This window comes from Paramaledivibacter caminithermalis DSM 15212 (assembly GCF_900142245.1).
GTDB classification, from domain to species: Bacteria; Bacillota; Clostridia; order Peptostreptococcales; family Caminicellaceae; genus Paramaledivibacter; species Paramaledivibacter caminithermalis.
Map to the genome: position 1 here is coordinate 14,631 of NZ_FRAG01000012.1, position 19,807 is coordinate 34,437.

17 protein-coding genes and 1 riboswitch are annotated in these 19,807 nt (G+C 29.4%); of the genes, 12 read left to right on the top strand and 5 right to left on the bottom strand.

Features of this window, described 5'->3' with window-relative positions:
• Nucleotides 1-14: 14 nt before the first annotated feature.
• Nucleotides 15-956, bottom strand: coding sequence for a stalk domain-containing protein (locus tag BUB36_RS06570; RefSeq protein ID WP_073148264.1), 942 nt, complete (start codon nt 954-956; stop codon nt 15-17).
• A gap of 361 nt (nt 957-1,317) precedes the next feature.
• Between BUB36_RS06570 and BUB36_RS06575 the strand changes: the two genes are divergently transcribed.
• The 3 genes from BUB36_RS06575 to BUB36_RS06585 all read left to right on the top strand — a co-directional run bounded on the left by BUB36_RS06575 (nt 1,318) and on the right by BUB36_RS06585 (nt 4,307).
• On the top strand, nt 1,318-1,887 hold the full coding sequence (locus BUB36_RS06575) for a tetratricopeptide repeat protein (RefSeq protein WP_073148266.1): 570 nt from the start codon (nt 1,318-1,320) through the stop codon (nt 1,885-1,887).
• A 296-nt stretch (nt 1,888-2,183) separates the two neighbouring features.
• Nucleotides 2,184-2,894 carry a purine-nucleoside phosphorylase gene (gene deoD, locus BUB36_RS06580; RefSeq protein WP_073148268.1) on the top strand — a complete coding sequence of 237 codons (711 nt, stop codon included), beginning with the start codon at nt 2,184-2,186 and terminating at the stop codon, nt 2,892-2,894.
• Nucleotides 2,895-3,269: 375 nt separating this feature from the next.
• Nucleotides 3,270-4,307, top strand: a complete 1,038-nt coding sequence (locus tag BUB36_RS06585; RefSeq protein WP_073148270.1) for a M42 family metallopeptidase — start codon at nt 3,270-3,272, stop codon at nt 4,305-4,307.
• Nucleotides 4,308-4,380: 73 nt separating this feature from the next.
• Here BUB36_RS06585 and BUB36_RS20625 read toward each other — a convergent pair whose 3' ends face one another.
• Nucleotides 4,381-4,578 (bottom strand): zinc ribbon domain-containing protein, encoded by a 198-nt coding sequence (locus tag BUB36_RS20625; protein ID WP_073148272.1) that lies wholly within the window; start codon nt 4,576-4,578, stop codon nt 4,381-4,383.
• Between the two features lie 467 nt (nt 4,579-5,045).
• On the opposite strand from BUB36_RS20625, the gene BUB36_RS19070 reads away from it, so the two are divergent.
• Together BUB36_RS19070 and BUB36_RS06600 are read left to right on the top strand one after the other, a co-directional pair.
• The gene (locus BUB36_RS19070; RefSeq protein WP_278247808.1) at nt 5,046-5,786 is read left to right on the top strand and encodes an LCP family protein; all 741 of its coding nucleotides are present in this window, start codon (nt 5,046-5,048) and stop codon (nt 5,784-5,786) included.
• A gap of 129 nt (nt 5,787-5,915) precedes the next feature.
• Nucleotides 5,916-6,019, top strand: a riboswitch (purine riboswitch).
• A gap of 181 nt (nt 6,020-6,200) precedes the next feature.
• Nucleotides 6,201-7,610, top strand: coding sequence for an NAD(P)/FAD-dependent oxidoreductase (locus BUB36_RS06600; RefSeq protein ID WP_334292996.1), 1,410 nt, complete (start codon nt 6,201-6,203; stop codon nt 7,608-7,610).
• A 76-nt stretch (nt 7,611-7,686) separates the two neighbouring features.
• On the opposite strand, the gene BUB36_RS20355 is transcribed toward BUB36_RS06600, so the two are convergent.
• From BUB36_RS20355 to BUB36_RS06615, 3 genes are all read right to left on the bottom strand, one after another.
• Entirely contained in the window at nt 7,687-7,902 is a 216-nt protein-coding gene (locus BUB36_RS20355) for a sigma factor-like helix-turn-helix DNA-binding protein (RefSeq protein ID WP_073148278.1), read from the bottom strand.
• A 298-nt stretch (nt 7,903-8,200) separates the two neighbouring features.
• On the bottom strand, nt 8,201-9,076 hold the full coding sequence (locus tag BUB36_RS06610) for a DMT family transporter (RefSeq protein WP_073148280.1): 876 nt from the start codon (nt 9,074-9,076) through the stop codon (nt 8,201-8,203).
• A 136-nt stretch (nt 9,077-9,212) separates the two neighbouring features.
• Entirely contained in the window at nt 9,213-9,833 is a 621-nt protein-coding gene (locus BUB36_RS06615) for a TrkA C-terminal domain-containing protein (protein ID WP_073148282.1), read from the bottom strand.
• Nucleotides 9,834-10,288: 455 nt separating this feature from the next.
• On the opposite strand from BUB36_RS06615, the gene BUB36_RS06620 reads away from it, so the two are divergent.
• The 7 genes from BUB36_RS06620 (at nt 10,289) to BUB36_RS06650 (ending at nt 19,791) form a co-directional block, all read left to right on the top strand.
• Entirely contained in the window at nt 10,289-11,320 is a 1,032-nt protein-coding gene (locus tag BUB36_RS06620; protein WP_073148284.1) for a D-alanine--D-alanine ligase family protein, read from the top strand.
• A gap of 185 nt (nt 11,321-11,505) precedes the next feature.
• A complete protein-coding gene (gene ybaK / locus BUB36_RS06625; RefSeq protein ID WP_073148286.1) occupies nt 11,506-11,985 on the top strand; it encodes a Cys-tRNA(Pro) deacylase in 480 nt (159 codons plus the stop codon).
• Between the two features lie 1,037 nt (nt 11,986-13,022).
• Nucleotides 13,023-15,017, top strand: coding sequence for a BglG family transcription antiterminator (locus BUB36_RS06630; protein WP_073148288.1), 1,995 nt, complete (start codon nt 13,023-13,025; stop codon nt 15,015-15,017).
• Nucleotides 15,014-15,472, top strand: a complete 459-nt coding sequence (locus BUB36_RS06635; protein ID WP_073148290.1) for a PTS sugar transporter subunit IIA — start codon at nt 15,014-15,016, stop codon at nt 15,470-15,472. The genes BUB36_RS06630 and BUB36_RS06635 overlap by 4 nt, the downstream gene beginning before the upstream one ends.
• A 266-nt stretch (nt 15,473-15,738) precedes the next feature.
• Complete coding sequence (locus BUB36_RS06640; protein WP_073148292.1) at nt 15,739-16,050, top strand: PTS fructose transporter subunit IIB; 312 nt, start codon at nt 15,739-15,741, stop codon at nt 16,048-16,050.
• 24 nt (nt 16,051-16,074) lie between these two features.
• Nucleotides 16,075-17,094, top strand: a complete 1,020-nt coding sequence (locus BUB36_RS06645; RefSeq protein ID WP_073148294.1) for a PTS fructose transporter subunit IIC — start codon at nt 16,075-16,077, stop codon at nt 17,092-17,094.
• Nucleotides 17,095-17,157: 63 nt separating this feature from the next.
• On the top strand, nt 17,158-19,791 hold the full coding sequence (locus BUB36_RS06650; protein WP_073148296.1) for a glycoside hydrolase family 38 N-terminal domain-containing protein: 2,634 nt from the start codon (nt 17,158-17,160) through the stop codon (nt 19,789-19,791).
• The last annotated feature ends 16 nt before the right edge of the window (nt 19,792-19,807 follow it).

Below are 19,807 nucleotides of genomic sequence, written 5' to 3' on the forward strand. Positions count from 1 at the left end.
CTCAGAAGGTCTTTTTATCTGTAAAAATCATGTAAGCCTATGCTTTTATAAAAGGTTCTATTTTTTATAATCCAGGTATTTGTTGATTTTCTTGGATTTAAAAAGTATAGACAATTAGAAATATTGTTATTACCTGCTAACACCATCTTAGCTGCTTTAATACTTTCCCATGAAGGTGAATTATAAATAGTTCCGTTGAGTACAGGTGTATATTGATATCCATAATTAGTATCAAAAATAACTTTTTTTATGGTATTTGGAAAGTTAGGACTATTTTTTCTATTTACCACCACATTACCCACAGCTAGTTTACCCTCAAAGGGCTCTCCTTGAGCTTCTGCTTCTATGATTCTAGATAACCAATAAAGGTCTTCATTATAGGTACTCTTTGTATCTATTAAAACTGTAGAACTACTATTATCCCAGCTTACGATACAATCAAAAATCTCAGAAATAAAGCGTATAGGTATATAGGTTCTTCCTTTGTATATACTTATAGGTGCATCCAGTTTAATATCTTTACCATTTACATTTGCTATATGTGAACCTAAAGTCAGCTTTATTGTTTTTTCATTATTCATTAATGTCGCTGTCTTACTAGAATCATCCCAAAGAATTTTATCTATATTTAGAGCTTCAGCTATAAAACGAATTGGGACAAAAGTACGATTATTCTCGATGTAGGGCGATTGGTCTGGCTGAAGAGTTATATTATCTATCTTTATAGTTATATTCTTGGAAATAGGCTTTACTTTAACTAAGCTGCCTTCATAAATTATATCATCTGAATCTTCATTTAAAGCCTTGAGCTCATTAATGGTGACATTATATTTTTCTGATATGTAAAAATAGGAATCTCCTGCTTTGGCAGTATGCATTAAAAAAGAATTTGCATGGGAAACAGTATTCGTTAAAAACATCGAGGCAACAAGTATTGAACATATTATTTTTTTCATAGCAATTCACTCCTTAACAAATTTACTTTATCATTTGGGATATACATTATCAATACTAAATACTTGGCTATAATGCCTATAAATAGCAATTTATAAAGACCTTCATACATTGAGAAAAATATGATGCTATAAGAAATTAAATTAAGTTTTGCTATGTAAATCCTATATATATGAGTCAATTGCATAATATATATGGTATGCCTTTTGAGATTTTAAAACTATATGCAGTAGTTGATTTTTTAGAATGGCAATCATTCAATTTGCTTATATGATAAAATTAAATAAAAAATTTGTAGTAAGTTAATTCATGGTTAGATTTTGTTTAGAATCTAGCAACATATTTAAAAGGAGGTTTAACTTAATGCTTACAAGAAATATTAGAATTGGATTAATTGTGCTGTATGGGTTATTAGCAGTTTTGTTTTTGTTGGCAGGAATTATTAAGGGAGCAGGATTTTTTATATTTGCAGCTTTGATAATGATATTTACTTATATTAGATACGGTTCTATAACGGCTGCGTTTAGAAGTATGAAGAAAAATAATTTAGAGAAAACAAAAAATCTGCTAAATGAAACACTAAAGGTTGATTGGCTTAGCCCATCATATAAAGGCTATTATTATTGGATAAAGGCGTATGTAGAAACTAGTGAACAAAATCTGTCAAATGCTGTAATATGTTATGAAAAAGCTTTAGAGCATGGTCTTAGAACAAATAATGATACTGCCATAGTATATTTTCAATTGGCCATGTTAGCCATGATGGGGAAAAAGTATGGAGTTGCAGAAGAATTATTAGAAAAATCTAAAGAATTGAAACCGAAACAACTACTAATTGAGAAAATATCAAAAATAGAATCTATGTTACATAATCAAAAAAACTCAGATAAAAACTTATTTATTGAGTATTTTAATGAAAATAATATAATATGATTTGTTGTAGATTATTTGCTCAAGTTAAATCCATTAACTATTCCAATAATTTTTAAATTATTGGAAAGTATAATAAAGAATTAAGCAGCTATATCGTGACAAGTAAACTTCTTTGTCATATAATAAAAATAGCTTTGAGGTAAAGTTTATTTACAGATTTGAAGAAATTGCATAATATACATGGTATAGCCTTGAAGTTTTTAAAACTATATTTAATAGTTGTTTTTTTAGTATGGTAATTATGCAATTTATTCAATTAAAAAATATATAAAAAGACAATAAGGAGGAAGATGAATATGTCAAAAAGCACGCCACATATTAAATCAGATAATATTAAAATAGCGGAAACGATCTTATTGCCAGGAGACCCATTGCGTGCAAAATATATAGCAGATAATTTTTTAGAAGACGCAATTCAATTTAATGCAGTTCGCAATATGTTTGGTTATACTGGTAAATACAAAGGAAAAGAAATTTCAGTCATGGGTAGTGGCATGGGAATGCCTAGTATTGGAATTTATTCTTGGGAATTGATTAATGTTTTTGGTGTAAAGAACTTAATTCGAATTGGTTCATGTGGAGCGCTTCAAGAAAACCTTAAGCTATATGATGTTATTTTTGGAATTGGGGCATCAACAAATTCAAATTATGCAGCTCAATATGAATTGCCTGGAACCTTTGCACCAGTTGCTTCTTGGAAGCTTTTAGAGAAGGCTAAAAAAGTTGCCGACGAAAAAAATATAAAAGTTCATATTGGGAATATATTATCTAGTGATATTTTCTATGGAGATAATCCTGATGCAATATTAAAGTGGAAAAAAATGGGCATATTAGGTGTTGAAATGGAAGCAGCAGCCTTATATATGAATGCTGCACGTGCTGGAGTTAATGCATTATGTATATTAACAGTAAGCGATCATATTTTGACACACGAAGAAACTACTCCAGAGGAAAGACAAACTGCATTTACTAAAATGATGGAAATCGCATTAGAACTTGCTGAATAAAAGTTTAATAGTTATTAAATAAAAGAGAAAATCTGCATAAATAACCTATTCTAAGGATTATTTTAGCAGACTCTTTTTTTATTGTATAGAAGCTCAAACATTTTTTGCAAAAAACTGTATAACTAAAATAGAGGATTATAAGGAAAATTAAAACTATTACCAGTAAAATATTGGTGTAAATTGTTTTCTTTCAAAACTTATCAGAAAGACCCTAGTCCTTGCAACATGGAACCTGTAACTTAAAACCCATCGAAGAAACCTTTGGGTTATAAGATACTAATAACTCATATTAATAAAATTATTTGTAAAAAATTATTGATATATTTGGTATAATATAGATATTGAATTAGTTAGAAAATTTCGAGGAGGGTATTCATGGAATATAGAATTAATAAAGATTACTTACAGGAGATATTAAAGATGCTTTTAACTACTCCAAGTCCCAGCGGTTTTTATCATGAAATAATGGAGAAAGTTGAAGAAGAAGTTAAACGGTTAGGCTACAGTTTTGAAAAAACAAAAAAAGGATGTGGCATCATTACGATACCTGGAAAAAATTCGGATTATACTATTGGATTTTCTGCCCATGTAGATACATTAGGTGCTATGGTACGTTCTATTAAAGATTCTGGTATGATTAGGTTTACTCCTATTGGTGGTTACATAATGTCAACCGTTGAAGGAGAATATTGTAAAATACATACTAGAAATGGTAAGGTTTATGATGGAACAGTTCTTACGACTGAGCCATCTATTCATGTTTACTCAGAAGCTAAAACGCAAAAACGTGAAGAAGCTAATATGGAAATACGCATTGATGAGCAGGTAAAGTGTAAGGAAGATGTGGAAGCTCTTGGTATAGCTGTTGGAGATTATATATCCTTTGATTCTAGAACTGTAATTATGGAAAATGGCTTTATTAAGTCAAGACATTTAGATGATAAGGCTGGAGTAGCTATACTCTTTGGTTTAATGGAGCTTTTAAAGACCCATATGATAATTCCGCTTAATAATATAAAGCTCTTTATTTCTACATATGAAGAGGTAGGACATGGGGCATCATTTATACCCGAAGATATAGATGAATTTATAGCTATAGATATGGGGGCAATTGGAGATGATTTAAATTGTACTGAAATGCAAGTTTCTATTTGTGCCAAGGATTCTTCGGGACCATATGATTATGATATGGTTTCAAAGCTAGTTTCTCTCGCTAAAAACAAGGATATAGACTATGCTATAGATGTATATCCATACTATGGTTCCGATGTGTCTGCTGCCCTCAAGGGTGGAAACAATATAAAGGGTGCTTTAGTAGGACCTGGTGTTCATGCCTCACATTCCATGGAACGTACTCATATGAATGCTTTAATAAATACTATTAAACTAATAACTTCATACATAATAGAATAAGATAAATGGCATTGATTTGATTATGGTTCGTTTTATCATATTTTCTATATTTTATGACAAAACGAATCATAAACTATGTTAAATGAAAACTTTGCCATATTTTTAGGAATAGAAAAAGATTATTCATTATTTCTCTAGCCTTTGTTTCTTCAAAACCTTGCTTGACCATAGTCAGAACACATATCTCAATCATCTTCTCAATGGTTGCATTGCCGATAAAGTCTCCAGACTTAAAGAAGTGAACACGATTATCCTTTTTTTGATAATGCAACCATTATCAACTAATATTTTTTACCATTTAAGGTTGTATTGCGGCATTGATATTAAAGCCTTTATTTAAATTCATATTAGCAAATGTTGCCTTGTATGTATTCAAATTTTTTAAATTTTTATAAATTTGGAAAAAATTTATTATATATCAAAACAAAAAACTACAAAAAATAAAAGCTAGAAAGAGGTGATAATATAAAAAAAATTGGAATAGCTTTATATGTATTTTTTCTAATAATATTTATACCTATAGTTATTTTTCCACTATATTCATATGCTTTTTCAACAAGTCATATTGAAGTCGTTGATTCAATTAAAAATCCTGAACTTACAGATATAAGTGTTATTACATCGGACAATATTATAGAAAAAATTAGAATTGATAATAGAAGAGTAAAACAAGAAAGTCAAAAAAGTAAGATTAAAGAAAAAATAGAAGATGGAATAGAGCATATACTTTTAGTTGGAATAGATAGCAGAAACAATAATTTTAAACTTGCTAGAGCAGATACTATAATAATAGCTTCGATAAATAAATTTAAAAAGCAGCTGAAATTAACATCTATAATGAGAGATACTTATGTGAAAATTCCTAGACATAAAAACAATCGTATAAATGCAGCATATGCCTTTGGAGGAATAGAGTTATTAAAAGAAACAATCAATAAAAATTTTGATTTGAAGATTGACAAGTACGTAATAATTAATTTTAAAGGTTTTGAAAGAGTTATTGATGCTCTAGGTGGAATAGATGTGAATATAAAAAAATATGAAGTTAGAGAGTTAAATAGATGCTTAATTGGTTTAAAAAGAAGCAGAACAAATTATATAAAAAAAAGTGGATTAAATCATTTAAATGGTGAGCAAGCCCTTGCCTATTGTAGAATTAGAAAGGTAGGAAAAGGTGATTACGAAAGAACTGAAAGACAACGTGAAGTAATTAAATTGATCATTGAGAAAGTAAAGAAATTAAATTTTTCTGAATATCCTAAGTTGATTGCTAGTATTTATCCAAACGTTAAAACAAATATAAGTAATAAAGAATGTTTAAGGCTAATATATGACTATTATAAGATAAATGATTGGAATACAGAAAGTATACAAATTCCTACTGAGCAATCAGGAAAACCAAGGATAATTAACTCAATGTGGGTAATTGACCCTGACATAGATGAATGTATAAAGTGTATTAAGGAATTTATATATTGAAAGTATCATTAGGAGCACTCTGATTTATATGAGAGTGCTTTATATTTTGATTGTAATAATCATGTTAAAAGTATTGCAATTATTTGGTGAATAGGTTATACTTTTGCTATAAGACGAACTATATATAAAAAAACATCATAAATGTTCACTTATATAAATCTAGCAATATGGGCTAGATGTCTCTACCTAACTACCGTAAATAGTTGTAGGCTATAAGTGCAATAAGCTTATTAGCAGTGCAATTTTCATACTTTTCTTATATTTCCCTATAAAAAAAGATTTATGAAAGCAGCTGAATAAATTATAATCCAATTATTAATATATAATATTTATAAAAAAGGAAGTACTATGAAGCTTTGGTTATTTTAATTAATAATTGCTTTTAGAATATTAGTATTTTTATAAAGGGAGATGATGATTTTGAAGTACGATGTAATAATAGTAGGAGCTGGTCCATCTGGTGTCTTTACAGCATTAGAACTTATTAAGCAAAAATCTGATAAAGAAATATTAATTATTGAAAAAGGAAGAAGTATTGAAAAAAGATATTGCCCAAAGGAGAAGACTAAGGTATGCGTTTCATGCAAGCCATATTGTCATATAACAACAGGTTTTTCTGGTGCAGGAGCATTTTCAGATGGAAAGTTGTCTTTGAGCTATGAAGTTGGTGGAGACTTACCTAAGCTAATAGGAAGTGATAGAGTACAGGAGCTTATAAGTTATACAGATAAGCTTTACCTTGAATTTGGAGCAGATAAAAAGGTAGAAGGGTTAGGCAATAATGAAGAGATTAAAGATATAAGAAGAAAAGCTATTGAAGCAGGTCTTAAACTAGTTGATTGTCCTATTAGACATCTTGGTACAGAAAAAGCACACGAAATATATCGAAAGATACAAAATTATCTTTTAGATGCTGGAGTGTACATAAGATTTGATACCTTAGTTAAGGATATAATTGTAGAAGAAGGAGTAGCTAAGGCAGTAAAAATAGCTGATTCAAAAACTAAAAATAATGAAGAGATAATATATGGTGATAAAATAATCATTGCTTCAGGAAGAAAAGGAGCAGATTGGTTAAAGTCTATGTGTCTAAAACATGAAATTAATCATGTTGCTGGCACAGTGGATATTGGCGTACGTGTTGAAGTTAGAAATGAAATCATGGAAAAAGTTAATAATGTTCTTTATGAATCAAAGCTTATAGGATATCCAGAGCCATATAGAAACAAAGTCAGGACTTTTTGTCAAAACCCTGGTGGTTTTGTTAGCCAAGAAAATTATGATGATGATTTGGCAATAGTTAATGGACATTCATATAAGAACAAAAAATCCGATAATACCAATCTAGCTATATTAAGTTCTCATAATTTTTCAGAACCCTTTAATCAACCAATTCAATATGGAAAGAAAGTAGCAGAGTTAGTTAATATGCTTGGTAACGGTAAAATACTAGTACAAAGATTTGGAGATATACTAGATGGTAAAAGGACTTGGCAGGAGGAATTAGATCAGTCAAATGTAAAACCAACGCTTCCTGATGCAGTAGCTGGAGATTTGACATCTGCTATTCCATATAGACCTATGATGAATATTATAAACTTCATTAAAGCAATGAATATTGTTGTACCAGGTTTTGCAAGTAGAGAGACATTATTATATGGTCCAGAAATAAAATTTTATAGCAATAAAATTGATGTAGATAAAAATTTTGAAACTAATATAAGAGGTCTTTATTGTCTAGGAGATTCAAGTGGATGGACAAGGGGTCTGATGATGGCATCTGTAATGGGAGTACTTATAGGAAAGATAATTTCTAAAGAATAATAAAAAGGGGACGTCAGACTGCGGAAAAATTATTTTTATTGAGAATCTATATACAATATATTGTAGTGTTTTGTAATCAAGCCTTCTTTTTAATTCTTTTTAAAGCAGAATTTTTAACTTTGTTTACTGCTTGTGGAGATACTTTTAATATATTTGCTATCTGATGTTCGTCATATTCTTTTACATATTTGAGAAACATAATTTGTTTTTGACGTTTAGTTAGGTTATTTATAGCGGCAGCTAATTTTTTATCATTAAAAATTAAAGTAAAGTCTAGGTTTTTACAAGACAAGGGGACGTTTCAATTGTCATATTTATGATAATTTTGTATATTTAAATAGTGTGGCAAAATATACCAATAAAAGCAAAAAAAGAAGCAGTACAGGAATATATTATATCGTACTAAGAGGAATTGACAAAAGAAATATATTTATAGATGATGATAATAAAATAAAATTTTTTTAAAATGTAGTAAAATCAAAGAATACTGAAAATTTTAAAATATAAGTAGTTTTTCTATTAAGTTTTGTTTTTTAGCCTTAGGACATATGTATTTTGTTCCGCTAGTATGACCCTTTGTCATATCTTTATCACACAGGATTTTCACTGACTTGAATAAATCTATATATACCTAAAAGAATTATAATCCCACCAAGAATTTGCCATAAGGTAGGTATTTCTTTGAATATAAGCATTGCCCAAATTGTTGCAAATACAGGTTCCCCCAATATAGAAGTAGATATAAAAGTGGGACTTAAATATTCCAAGGACCAATTAAAAATACTGTGACCTAAAATTGTACAGAATACTGCTAAACATAAAAATATCAACCAATCAGTTTTAGGGTATGGATATAAAGGGGTACTAGTTATAAGGCTCAGGAGTAGCAAGGTGAGTGTACAGCTTGAATATACTATAAAAGTATAGCTGTTAACTGACAGCCTCTGTCTTGCTATTCTACCGATCATCATATACCCAGCTACACAAAACCCTCCTAAGATAGCAAGTAAATCTCCATAGAATATGTTACTTCCCAAGGATGAATCTCCTAATGAGATTATTGTACTTCCTATTAAGGCAATAATTATACTCATTATAGCTTTTTTTGACACTTTTTCTTTAAGTATTAAAAAGCTTCCTATAACAATAAAAATAGGATGAGTATTTACCAATACAGTAGAGCTTGTTATAGAAGTATATTTTATGGATTCAAGCCATGTTGCAAAATGAAAGGCCAAAAACACACCACTTATTAAACACATAAAAAGATCTTTTTTAGATATTCCTTTAATTTCTTTAATATTATTTTCAAGAACATAGGGCAGCAGCATTAAACTACTAAATCCCAGTCTGTAAGTAGCAATTACTAAGGAGGGAGCCGAAGAGATTTTAGTAAAAATTGAAGCAAATGATACAAATATCACACCAATTAAAACCATTGATTTTGATTTTGTCTTTTTATCCATAAAAAATTCCTCCCAATACAAATATAAATCTTGGTAGAGCAGGACGAACAAGATTAGGATTGTCTTTAACTGTAACTTTAATACATATTCATAGAAAAGCTAATTTTTAGAACTTGTAAACTGGGATATTATTAAGTTAGAGGTTAATAAAATTTTCAACATTTTGTAGGACTTCATTGGTACCTACAAATAAAATAATATCATCTTCTCTAAAATCTAAATAAGGACCAGGAGAAATTATAAGTTTGTCATTCCTTTTTATTCCTAAAATAGTAGCTTTTGTATTTTGCCAAAAACTAGTGTTTCCAATAGTTTTACCGATTATATGACTGTTCTTAGGAATTTTTAATTCAAAGGGATACATTAGTCCAATATTCCTTAATTGAGATGAATATTCGATAATTGATGTAATATTTTCTTCTATATGTTCTTCTAGTTCTTTTTTTTGTATTATTAGTTTACGAGTTTTATTTACTAGTTTTGAAACATTATCTTTAGTATTAAAATTTTGTATAAATTGATAGGCTTGTTTTTTACTAACTATTAAAATTCCACTTTTTTCGGTCACTTCAACTACATTCATATCCTTAAGTAAAGCAATAGACCTTCGAATAGTTTCTGGAGACACATTATATTTACTGGCTAAAGTAGAACGTCCACTAACTTTACTTCCTTCCTTTAAATCACCATTATGTATTCTATAGGCTATGTCTAATGCGATTTTTATGTATTTAGGTGTTGTATATTTTTTTTTCATATATTTATTCTCCTTTATAGATAAACGACATTAACATTTAAAATAAATTTCAAAGAAAATAATGAACTTTTCTACATTTTTTCTTTAAAATTTACTAAACCTTGAAATTGTTTATCTCTATATTAATATAAAAATTTTAGCAGAGTTCCAATGCAAATATCAAGGGAAAACATAAAAAATTTTACAACTGACAACTTATATGATATAATAAAGTAGTCATATTGACGACTTAGTATTCAAATTAAGTTGTCAGTGATGTTTGCATTTAGTATTGATATTTTTCTATTTTAACGGACCCCAATATTACCTATCAAAATTCTATGAATAAAAGCATCATATATAAATCATAGAATTATAAAAATATTATCATATAACTTTGTCTAAAAATTTTTAGTAAAAGCAAAAATCTCTTTCTATAAATTGTTTTTTATAAAAAGCAATAAGGGGGATTTGTAATGACACTTAAAATAGGGGTAATTTTTGATAAGCCACAAGTAGAGGTTAATAATACAATTGAAGCTAAGTGTGGGGATAAACAAAAATATGCAACAAAGAAAGAAATATGTAAAGTGTTAAAAAAGAGGTACGATGTAGTAGAAATTGCGGCTGATGATAAAATTATCAACAATTTAATTGAAAGCAAAATTGATTTAGCTTTTCCTTTGTGCACTGGAATTATAGGAGAAAGTAGACAATCTCAAGTTCCGGCTATCTTAGAAATGTTAGGGATACCTTATATAGGCTCAGGAATTTTAGCTCATTCTTTAGCTTTAAGTAAATCTATGGCAAAACAAATATTTGATTATAATGATATATCCACACCTGCATTTCAGATATTTAATAATATTAACGATAGGTTAGATTGCAGATTGAATTTTCCATTAATTGTAAAACCTTCTTGTGAAGGTTCGGGATTTGGAATACATAGAGATAGTGTTGTATATAATGAACAAGACCTTATGGAAAAGGTAAAAAAACTTCTTAAAGAATATCGTCCACCTGTGTTGGTAGAAGAATTTATTGAAGGTAGAGAATTAACAGTAGGTATTATTGGTAATGAAGATGAAAAAATTTTTCTGCCAATAATGGAGATAAATTTTGATGATATTCCTAAAGAATTTGGTGAATTTTATACATTTGAAGTAAAATCTAATTTTGGTGAAAAAACAAAATATCTATGTCCAGTTCCAATAAATCGAGAAACTGAGCAAGCAATAAAGGATAATGCTGAGAGAGCCTTTGATGCACTTGGTTGCAAAGATTTTGCAAGAATAGATATAAGACTAAGGGAAAATAAGCCCTATATACTTGAAATAAATAGTTTGCCAGGATTAAAACCACAATATAGCGATTTACCTAAGATGGCATTAAAAGCAGGTTTATCATACGATAAATTAATATTTAAGATTGTCGAAACTGCAATAAAAAGGATAAAGAATGAAAAAGAATATATAGTTGTAGATTCATTAACTGATCAAATTTCATAATTTAGACTTGCTAGAATTACAATGTAATAAAAATACTAAATAATGTTTGGTTATACAAGGATATATTAGAAAATAATCTAAATTAGAATATATATTTCAAGCTAATGGCTAAAATCTATAGTCATTAGCTTATAATTTATAGTAAAATTATATGATGATAGATGATATATTGAGGAGTGGGATAAATGGGAAAAGCTAAAAAAACAAATGTTATACGTATTTTAGACCAGAAAAACATTAATTATAATACCTTTCAATATGACAAAGATGATGGAAAAATAGATGGTATATCTGTTGCATACAAGATAGGTAAAGATCCTAAGGTTGTTTATAAAACATTGGTGGCACAAGGGAGTAGTAAGAATATTTATGTTTTTATAATACCTGTATCAGAGGAGTTGGATTTGAAGAAGGGAGCAAAGGTAGCTGGAGAGAAGAAGATAGATTTGATTCCAGTTAAAGAGATACTAAAGGTCACAGGCTATATTAGAGGGGGATGCTCCCCTATAGGAATGAAGAAAAAATATAAAACCTTTATAGATACCAGTGCATTTAAAATTGAAAAGATTGTTGTTAGTGGAGGGAAGATTGGAATTCAAATTGAAATTGATGTAAGTGATCTCATTAAAGTAACTGAAGCAAAATTAGAAAATGTAATAAAGTAGTATATTAATAGGAAGAAAAATCCATAAACAATTTGCCAAATTCCTAGGTTATTGATTTTGTTATGGATTGTAGCTTATTTAATGCTTTTATTGTTTCTTGACCAGTAATAAAAAATCATAAATTGTCTTAGGAGCACTTATTGAATCTATGTAGATGATAGTACTGATTATGTAACCTCATATAAGGATAGGCATATAACTGAATATATAAATGAAACTGATCCAAATTATTTAAACAATGTCTATAAGGGTCTGGAATAGGGGTACAAAAAGCTTAACTTTGAAGAATTTAAGAATAAAGTAGCACTAGATTTAGGTTCGGGTATTGTTTTTTTTCTAAGATACATATATAACAATTACCTGATAATGCGTTATGTGTGGCAGTCTATCATGATATAAGATGTCATAATTTTCTAAAAAAATATTAGAGAAAGCAGACTGCCCTAAGAAAGTAATTTTTATATGCTGTGATTTTTTAGATATACCATTAAAGGATAAATCTGTTGATATTTTAATTGATAATTCTGGTTCTAGTAATTATGCCTTTGAACACGAAGAATTTTTATTAAAGCTCATAGATAATTATGTAAAAGATGATGCCTTTTTATTAGGCTCATATATATAAGATTTACATAGTAAAACTTAATTTATGCATGTACAAATATGCAATGTTTCTGGGCATTTTGGACATGTATAAATTAAAGTCTTTATTTAAACTTTTATACTATTTAAAAAATTTAGTATTAATAGCTTTGTAGATGATAGATATAGAAAAAACTTTATTTTAAATAATATCAAAGAAAAAATTAAGAACCTTAATTATAAAGGTATTGGCGAAAGAATATCTGAGGCTGTAGATAAAGGAGATAAATACGAAAGCTATTTTAAACAGGATGAAAGGGTATATAGTTATATATTTTATGGTAAAAGATAGGATGAAGCCTATCTTTTTGTCATTTCCTATCTATTTAGGAAAAATGTGAACTATCCTTATCTATATAGAAGACTTATAATTAGATTAAAGGAGAGGAGTTAACGTGAAGCCTATATTTAATAAGCGTTTATTAAGTATACTACAGGAATTTATAAATAGACCATGTGATTATTTGACAAGTAGCTATTTAGCTAAAATTATTGGGGTTACAGCTAGAACTGTTAGAAGTGACTTAAAGGAGTTAGATGATATTTTGAATTCCTATGGTGCTAGAGTTTTATCTAAGAAGGGCATAGGATACAAGTTAGAGATTATAGATGATGTGAAATTTTTGACCTTTTCTAAAGCTGTTTTTAATGAAGAAGAGCATAAACAACAATTAGTTCCAATCTCATCTGAAGAAAGGGTGCAATATATTATTAAAAAGCTTTTAGAAATAAAGGAATGTATAACCCTTGAAGAATTATGCGATGAATTGTATGTAAGTACATCAACTATAAAGAAAGATTTAAAAAAGGTAAAGTCAATTTTACAGGAGTATAGGTTAGTAGTTGCAAGTAGATTAAATAAAGGAATAAGAATTGAAGGTAAAGAGATTGATAAACGCTTTTGTATGGCTGAATATTTTTTTAATAGAAGTCAATTAGATAAAATTGATTCAGCTGAGATTTATGTAGATAAAATTATTATGTTTAGAGATGTAGATATTCAAAGGATTGAAGATGTATTAATAAAAGAACTATCAAAATCAAATTTTCCTTTAGCTGATATTGCACTGAAGAATTTAATAATACATATAGCAATAGCTATTAAAAGAGTTAAAGAAAGTAATTACATTGAACAAAAAAATCAACAAATGAAAAAGCTAGAAGAAAAACGGGAATATAGTATTGCTAAAAATATAGTTAAGGCGTTAGAAAAAAAATTTAGAATTAAGGTTCCTTCTTCTGAAATTTATTATGTAACTATTCATCTATTGGGTAGCAAATTACTAGATGAAAGAAATGAAATAGAACTAATACAATTTATGGAAAAAGATATAAAAGATTTAATCAATAAAATTTTACTTGGAATAAAAGAAAAACTTAATTTAGATTTCACCAGTGATGATAGATTGATATGTGGCCTAGTATTACATTTAAAACCAGCCTTTCATAGAATAAGATTTAATATGAATCTTAGAAATCCTTGGCTAGATGAAGTTAAAACAAAATATCCCCTCGCCTTTCAAGCAGGTGTGATTGCAGCTCAAATAATAGAAAAGGAAACGGGTTACAGTATTAATGAAAAGGAAATAGGCTATTTGGCAATGCATTTTGGAGGCTCCTTGGAAAGGAAAAAGAGGGGTACTTATGTTAATAAAAGGATTGCAATTATTTGTTCATCGGGTATGGGTAGCTCAAGCCTGCTATTGGCAAAGCTAAAGAATTCATTAAATAGTAATATTGATTTAATAGGTACGTTTCCTTTGCATCAATTGGATTTAGTAGTTCACTTAAGACCCGATATTATTCTAACAACAGTCCCTATTAAGGAAGATATACCGATACCAAACATATTGGTTAATGCAGTTTTAGAAGATTCTGATTTAGATGAAATAAAAGACAAAATAAGAACCATAAGTTATCCTAAAAATAGTGAAATTGATTTTGAAGATTTATTTACCCAAGATTTGTTTTTTGTGGATATCAAATTTAAAAGCAAAGAAAAGGTTTTAGATTATTTAACCAATCATATGGAAAACAAAGGATATATTGGTAAAAATATAAAGAAATCAATTATTGATAGAGAAAAGCTATCATCTACAGCTATAGGAAATTTGGTAGCTATACCCCATGCTTTGGAAGTAGTAGATGTTCCATCATGTGTATGTATTGGTATATTAGACAAACCAATTGCTTGGGATAATAACAAGAAGGTTCAGCTTGTAATGGTTTTATCAATTTCCAAGAATATATCCCATAGATTTGCTGAATTATTTAGCACCCTTTATCAAGTAACAAAATCACCATTTTCTGTAGAAGAATTGATAAAACAAAAAGATTTTAATGATTTTTATATTAAATTTCTTAGTGAAAAGGAGAAAAATCTAAAATGAAGGTAAGAGACTTAATAAATATTAATTTGATAAATTTAAACTCTAATGCTGAAACAAAGGATGAGGTATTAAAGGAAATTGCTAAAATGATAAATGCAGAAAATAGATTAAACTCAGAAGAATTATATTATGAGAAATTGCTCGAACGTGAAAGGCAGTTTTCAACTGGAGTAGGATATGGCATTGCTATACCCCATGCAAAGACCGATGCTGTAAAAATACCTACTATGACAATTATAAGGCTAAAAAGTCAAATAGAATGGCAATCTATAGATGATAAGCCAGTAAGTCTTGTGATAGGTTTGGCTGTACCTGAATGTAAGGGAAATAACATACATCTAAAAATTATTTCAAATCTATCAATGAAACTTATGGACGACGATTTCAGAAGCAGTCTTAAAAATGCAGACAATGAAGATGAAATACTGAACATAATGGATCAAGTTTCTTTTTAGTAATTATTATTAAGAATATAGTTTCAAATTAAATTAACCTATTGTGCTAGTTTCTATCACTAGAGTTTTAATATTTCCTTTTCGCTCATGTAATAAATCTGTTTTTTTATATTGTTTTGAAGGTGAAAACAGGTTTATAAAAATCACTCAAATGAAATATTAAAACTCTCTAAGGTATTTTATAAACAAAAAATTTAATTAACTAGCACAAGAAGTTAAATTAAAGTTTCTTAATTTTTCATAAAAAATAAAAGGAGTGAAGAAACATGAAAATAGTAGCTGTTACAGCTTGTCCAGCTGGACTTGCCCATACTTTCATGGCAAAAAAGGCCCTTGAAAATGCGGCTAAGGAATTAGGGTATGAAATTAAGGTAGAAACTCAAGGAGCAATGGGGATTGAAAATGAAATAACTGAAGAGGATATAGCAAATAGTGATGTGGCCATATTGGCAATCGATTCATATATCGACAAAATAAATAGATTTAAAAAAATTCCAACAATAGAGGTTTCGACTAAGGTTGCATTAAAGGATTCAAAAGCCTTAATAAAAAAGGCTTTAGATAAAATAACTAAATAAAATCTATTAAAAGGAGTGGGATTTATGGAGATGAGTAAGGTAAAAAGACATCTAATGACAGGGGTATCCTATATGATTCCTGCTGTAGTAGCTGGTGGTATTCTGTTATCCCTTGGAATAATTTTGGGAGAAGAAGGATTTTTAGCTAGCAAACTAATTGAAGTTGGTGTATTTGCCCTTAAACTTATGGTACCGTTGATTGCTGGATTTATATCATATTCTATTGCAGATAAACCTGGTATCACTGTGGGTCTTGTTGGAGGTGTTATGGCAAGAGAATTAGGAACGGGATATATAGGAGGAATATTGGTAGGTTTTTTTGCAGGATGGATTACAAATCAAATCAAGAAAATTCCTGTACACAAAAATTTAATGGTTATAAAGCCTATTATGATAATTCCTGTACTAGGAGTTGCTGCAACAGCAATATTTATGTATTTGATTTCTGTTCCCTTAGCTCCTGCAATGAAGGGGCTAGAAAATTGGCTTGTTTCATTGAAGGGTTCAAATCTTGCAATATTAGGATTAATAATTGGTGCTATGATGGCCTTTGATATGGGAGGACCAGTTAATAAAATTGCCCTTACATTTGCTTATGCTACCTTAGCGGAAGGAATATACCATCCTATGGCCGCTGCTTGGATAGGTATTATGACAGCACCTATAGGATTAGCGTTGGCAACACTAATAAAACCTCAAAAATTTACTAAGTCTGAAAAAGCAAATGCTCTACCAGCAGCTATTATGGGCTCCCTTGGTATTTCTGAAGGGGCAATACCCTATGCAGTTACGACTCCATTAAAGGTAATACCATCTATCATGATAGGATCGGGCATTGGTGCAGCTATCGCATTATTTTTTGGGGCGGAAGCCTCTATCCCTTGTGCCATTGGAATATGGGGATTACCATTTTTAACACATCCATTTAGGTGGCTAATAGGTTTTGTGTCTGGTATTATAATAACAGCAGTATTAGTAGTTGTTTTGAGAAAAGAATCTGATATTCAGAATAATGATGAAGGTACTGAATTTTCAATAATATAATCTAAGTTAAACAAAAAGTCCATCCTCTTAAAAGGGGATGGACTAATAGATGGAGGGTCTTTAATGAGATTTCACATAGTATCCCATACTCATTGGGATAGAGAATGGTATAAAACCTTTGAAGAATATAGAGTAAAGCTAGTTCGAGTGATGGACGATTTAATGGATCTATTAGAAAGTAATAAAGACTATAGCTCCTTTATGCTTGATGGGCAAACCATAGTTTTAGAGGACTATTTAGAGATTAGACCAGAAAATAGAGATAGATTATCGAAGCTAATACAAGAAAAAAGAATTATTGTTGGGCCTTGGTATATTCAGCCCGATGAATTTATACCTAGCGGAGAAGCATTGATAAGAAATTTATTAATTGGTATACAGATAGGGGAAGAATTTGGACCCGTGATGGAAATAGGATATTTGCCAGATTCTTTTGGACAATCGGCCTTTATGCCTCAAATATTTAGCGGATTTAACATGAAGGACTCCATTATATGGAGAGGTATAGCAGATGAAGATATAAAAGAAAAGGAATTTTGGTGGAAGGGTTTAGATGGAAGCAGGGTTTTAAATCATTATTTACCTTTAGGATACGAAAATGCCAAGTGGCTTTGTTTAAAGGATGATAAAAATGAAGAAGTCATAAATACTAATATAAAAGCTCAGCAGCCCCTAACAAGTACAGATCAGATACTGATGCTGTGTGGATATGACCAGAGAGAGCCAAACCCTGATCTGCCAGAAATTATCGAAAGATTAAACAAACAATATAAGGAAAAGGGTTATGAATTTATTTTTTCTTCATTAGAGGAATATGTTGAAGCAGTAAGAAAAGCAAAGGATAAATTTCATGAGATAACTGGAGAATTTAGAAAAGGAAAACACATGAGGGTTCATGCTAGTATAGGATCTACAAGGTTAGATATAAAACGATTAAATTTTGATTGTCAAATTCTTTATGAAAAGTATGTGGAGCCTATAGGGACATTAGCACACCTATGGGGGTTCAAATATGATAATTCTATGATAAACCAAGGTTGGAAGTATATTATACAAAATCAAGCCCACGATTCAATAGGTAACGTATGTACTGATAAAACCCATGATGAAATGGAGATAAGGTATAGTAAAGCGAAACAAATAGGTGAGACCATAATGGCATATAATCTTCAAGAGATTTCTTCGAGGATGAAGCTGGATTCTAATAGGGGCAGACCATTAATAGTATTTAATACACTATTAAATCCAAGAAAAAGCATTGTAGAGGTAGAGGTATTCTTAGATAATGAAGACTTTACACTAGTAGATAGATATGGAAAAGAGATAGAATATCAGATTATAGATATTGAAAAGGTTGATCTAAATGATTTTTCTATTGAAAGTCATTTTATAGGTAAGAATGCAAGTCAAGAGTGCTATAGGGTGAAATTTAACTTCATAGCCAATGTGGCTGGATATGGATATACCACATATTATATTCAAAATAAAAAATATATTACTGATAACATAAACTTGATTTTAAATGATAACGTTCTAGAAAATGAATATTTTATAGTAGAAATTAATGAGGATGGTAGTTTTAATATCCAAGATAAGGCTTCAGGCAAAATTTATTTTAATCAAAATATCATAGAAGAAAGTGGAAACTCAGGAGATGAGTATGATTATTCACCACCTGAAAAAGATATCCTTATTTATTCAAAGGATAAAAAGGCTGATATAGAGATTATTTCAAATGGCTCAATCATGGCTAAGGTAAAGATAACCCATCAGCTCTATTTCCCAAAGGATACATATACAAAGTTTCGCTCTACAGAAATGGAAAAATCTGAAATTACTAGTTATATTACTATGTATAAAGGAATTAAAAGAATAGAAATTAAAACGATTATTGATAACAAAGTAAGCAATCACAGGCTTCGTGCTTTATTTGATTCCCATATAAATAGCAGTATACATTATGCTGACCAGCAATTTGGTATCCTTAATAGGAAAAACTATTTGAAGCAAGTAGAATATTGGCAAGAGGATGGTTGGCAGGAAAAATATTATCCTATTTATAATCAGCATAAATTTGTAAGTGTATATGATGGAGAAAAGGGCCTACAGATTATGAATAAAGGGCTTGTGCAATATGAAATCATAGGAAAAGATAATCCTAAGATAGCTTTAACTCTATTATGTACCACAGATTATATGGGAAAACAGGATTTAGTTAATAGACCAGGACGCAGATCAGGATTACATGTAGCAACTCCTAAAAGCGATATGTTAAAAAAATTCAAGGCAGAATATGCTATTACTGCCATAAATAATGATATAGAAATGAATTATTTAGCTGATGACTATGTATATCCTCTTTATAGTTATATGCCAGCAAGTATTGATGAAGAAGGTACAACAGCTTTAGATGAATACTATCCTATATCAATAGACAATGAATATATAGCAACCAGTGTAATAAAAAAGGCGGAAAGGGGAGAAGCCCTTATTGTAAGACTTTATAATACCCAGAATAGGCGGATAGATGATATCAATATCAAATATGATTCACAAGCTTTTAAGGATATAAGATTTGTAAATTTAAGGGAAGAAGAAATAAATAGGGATAAAAGCTTGGAAATAAGGGGTTCAAATATAAATATAGCCAGCATGAATAGTAATGAGATTATTACCCTAAAGCTATTACCAAGATAAATAAGACTAAGGAAGG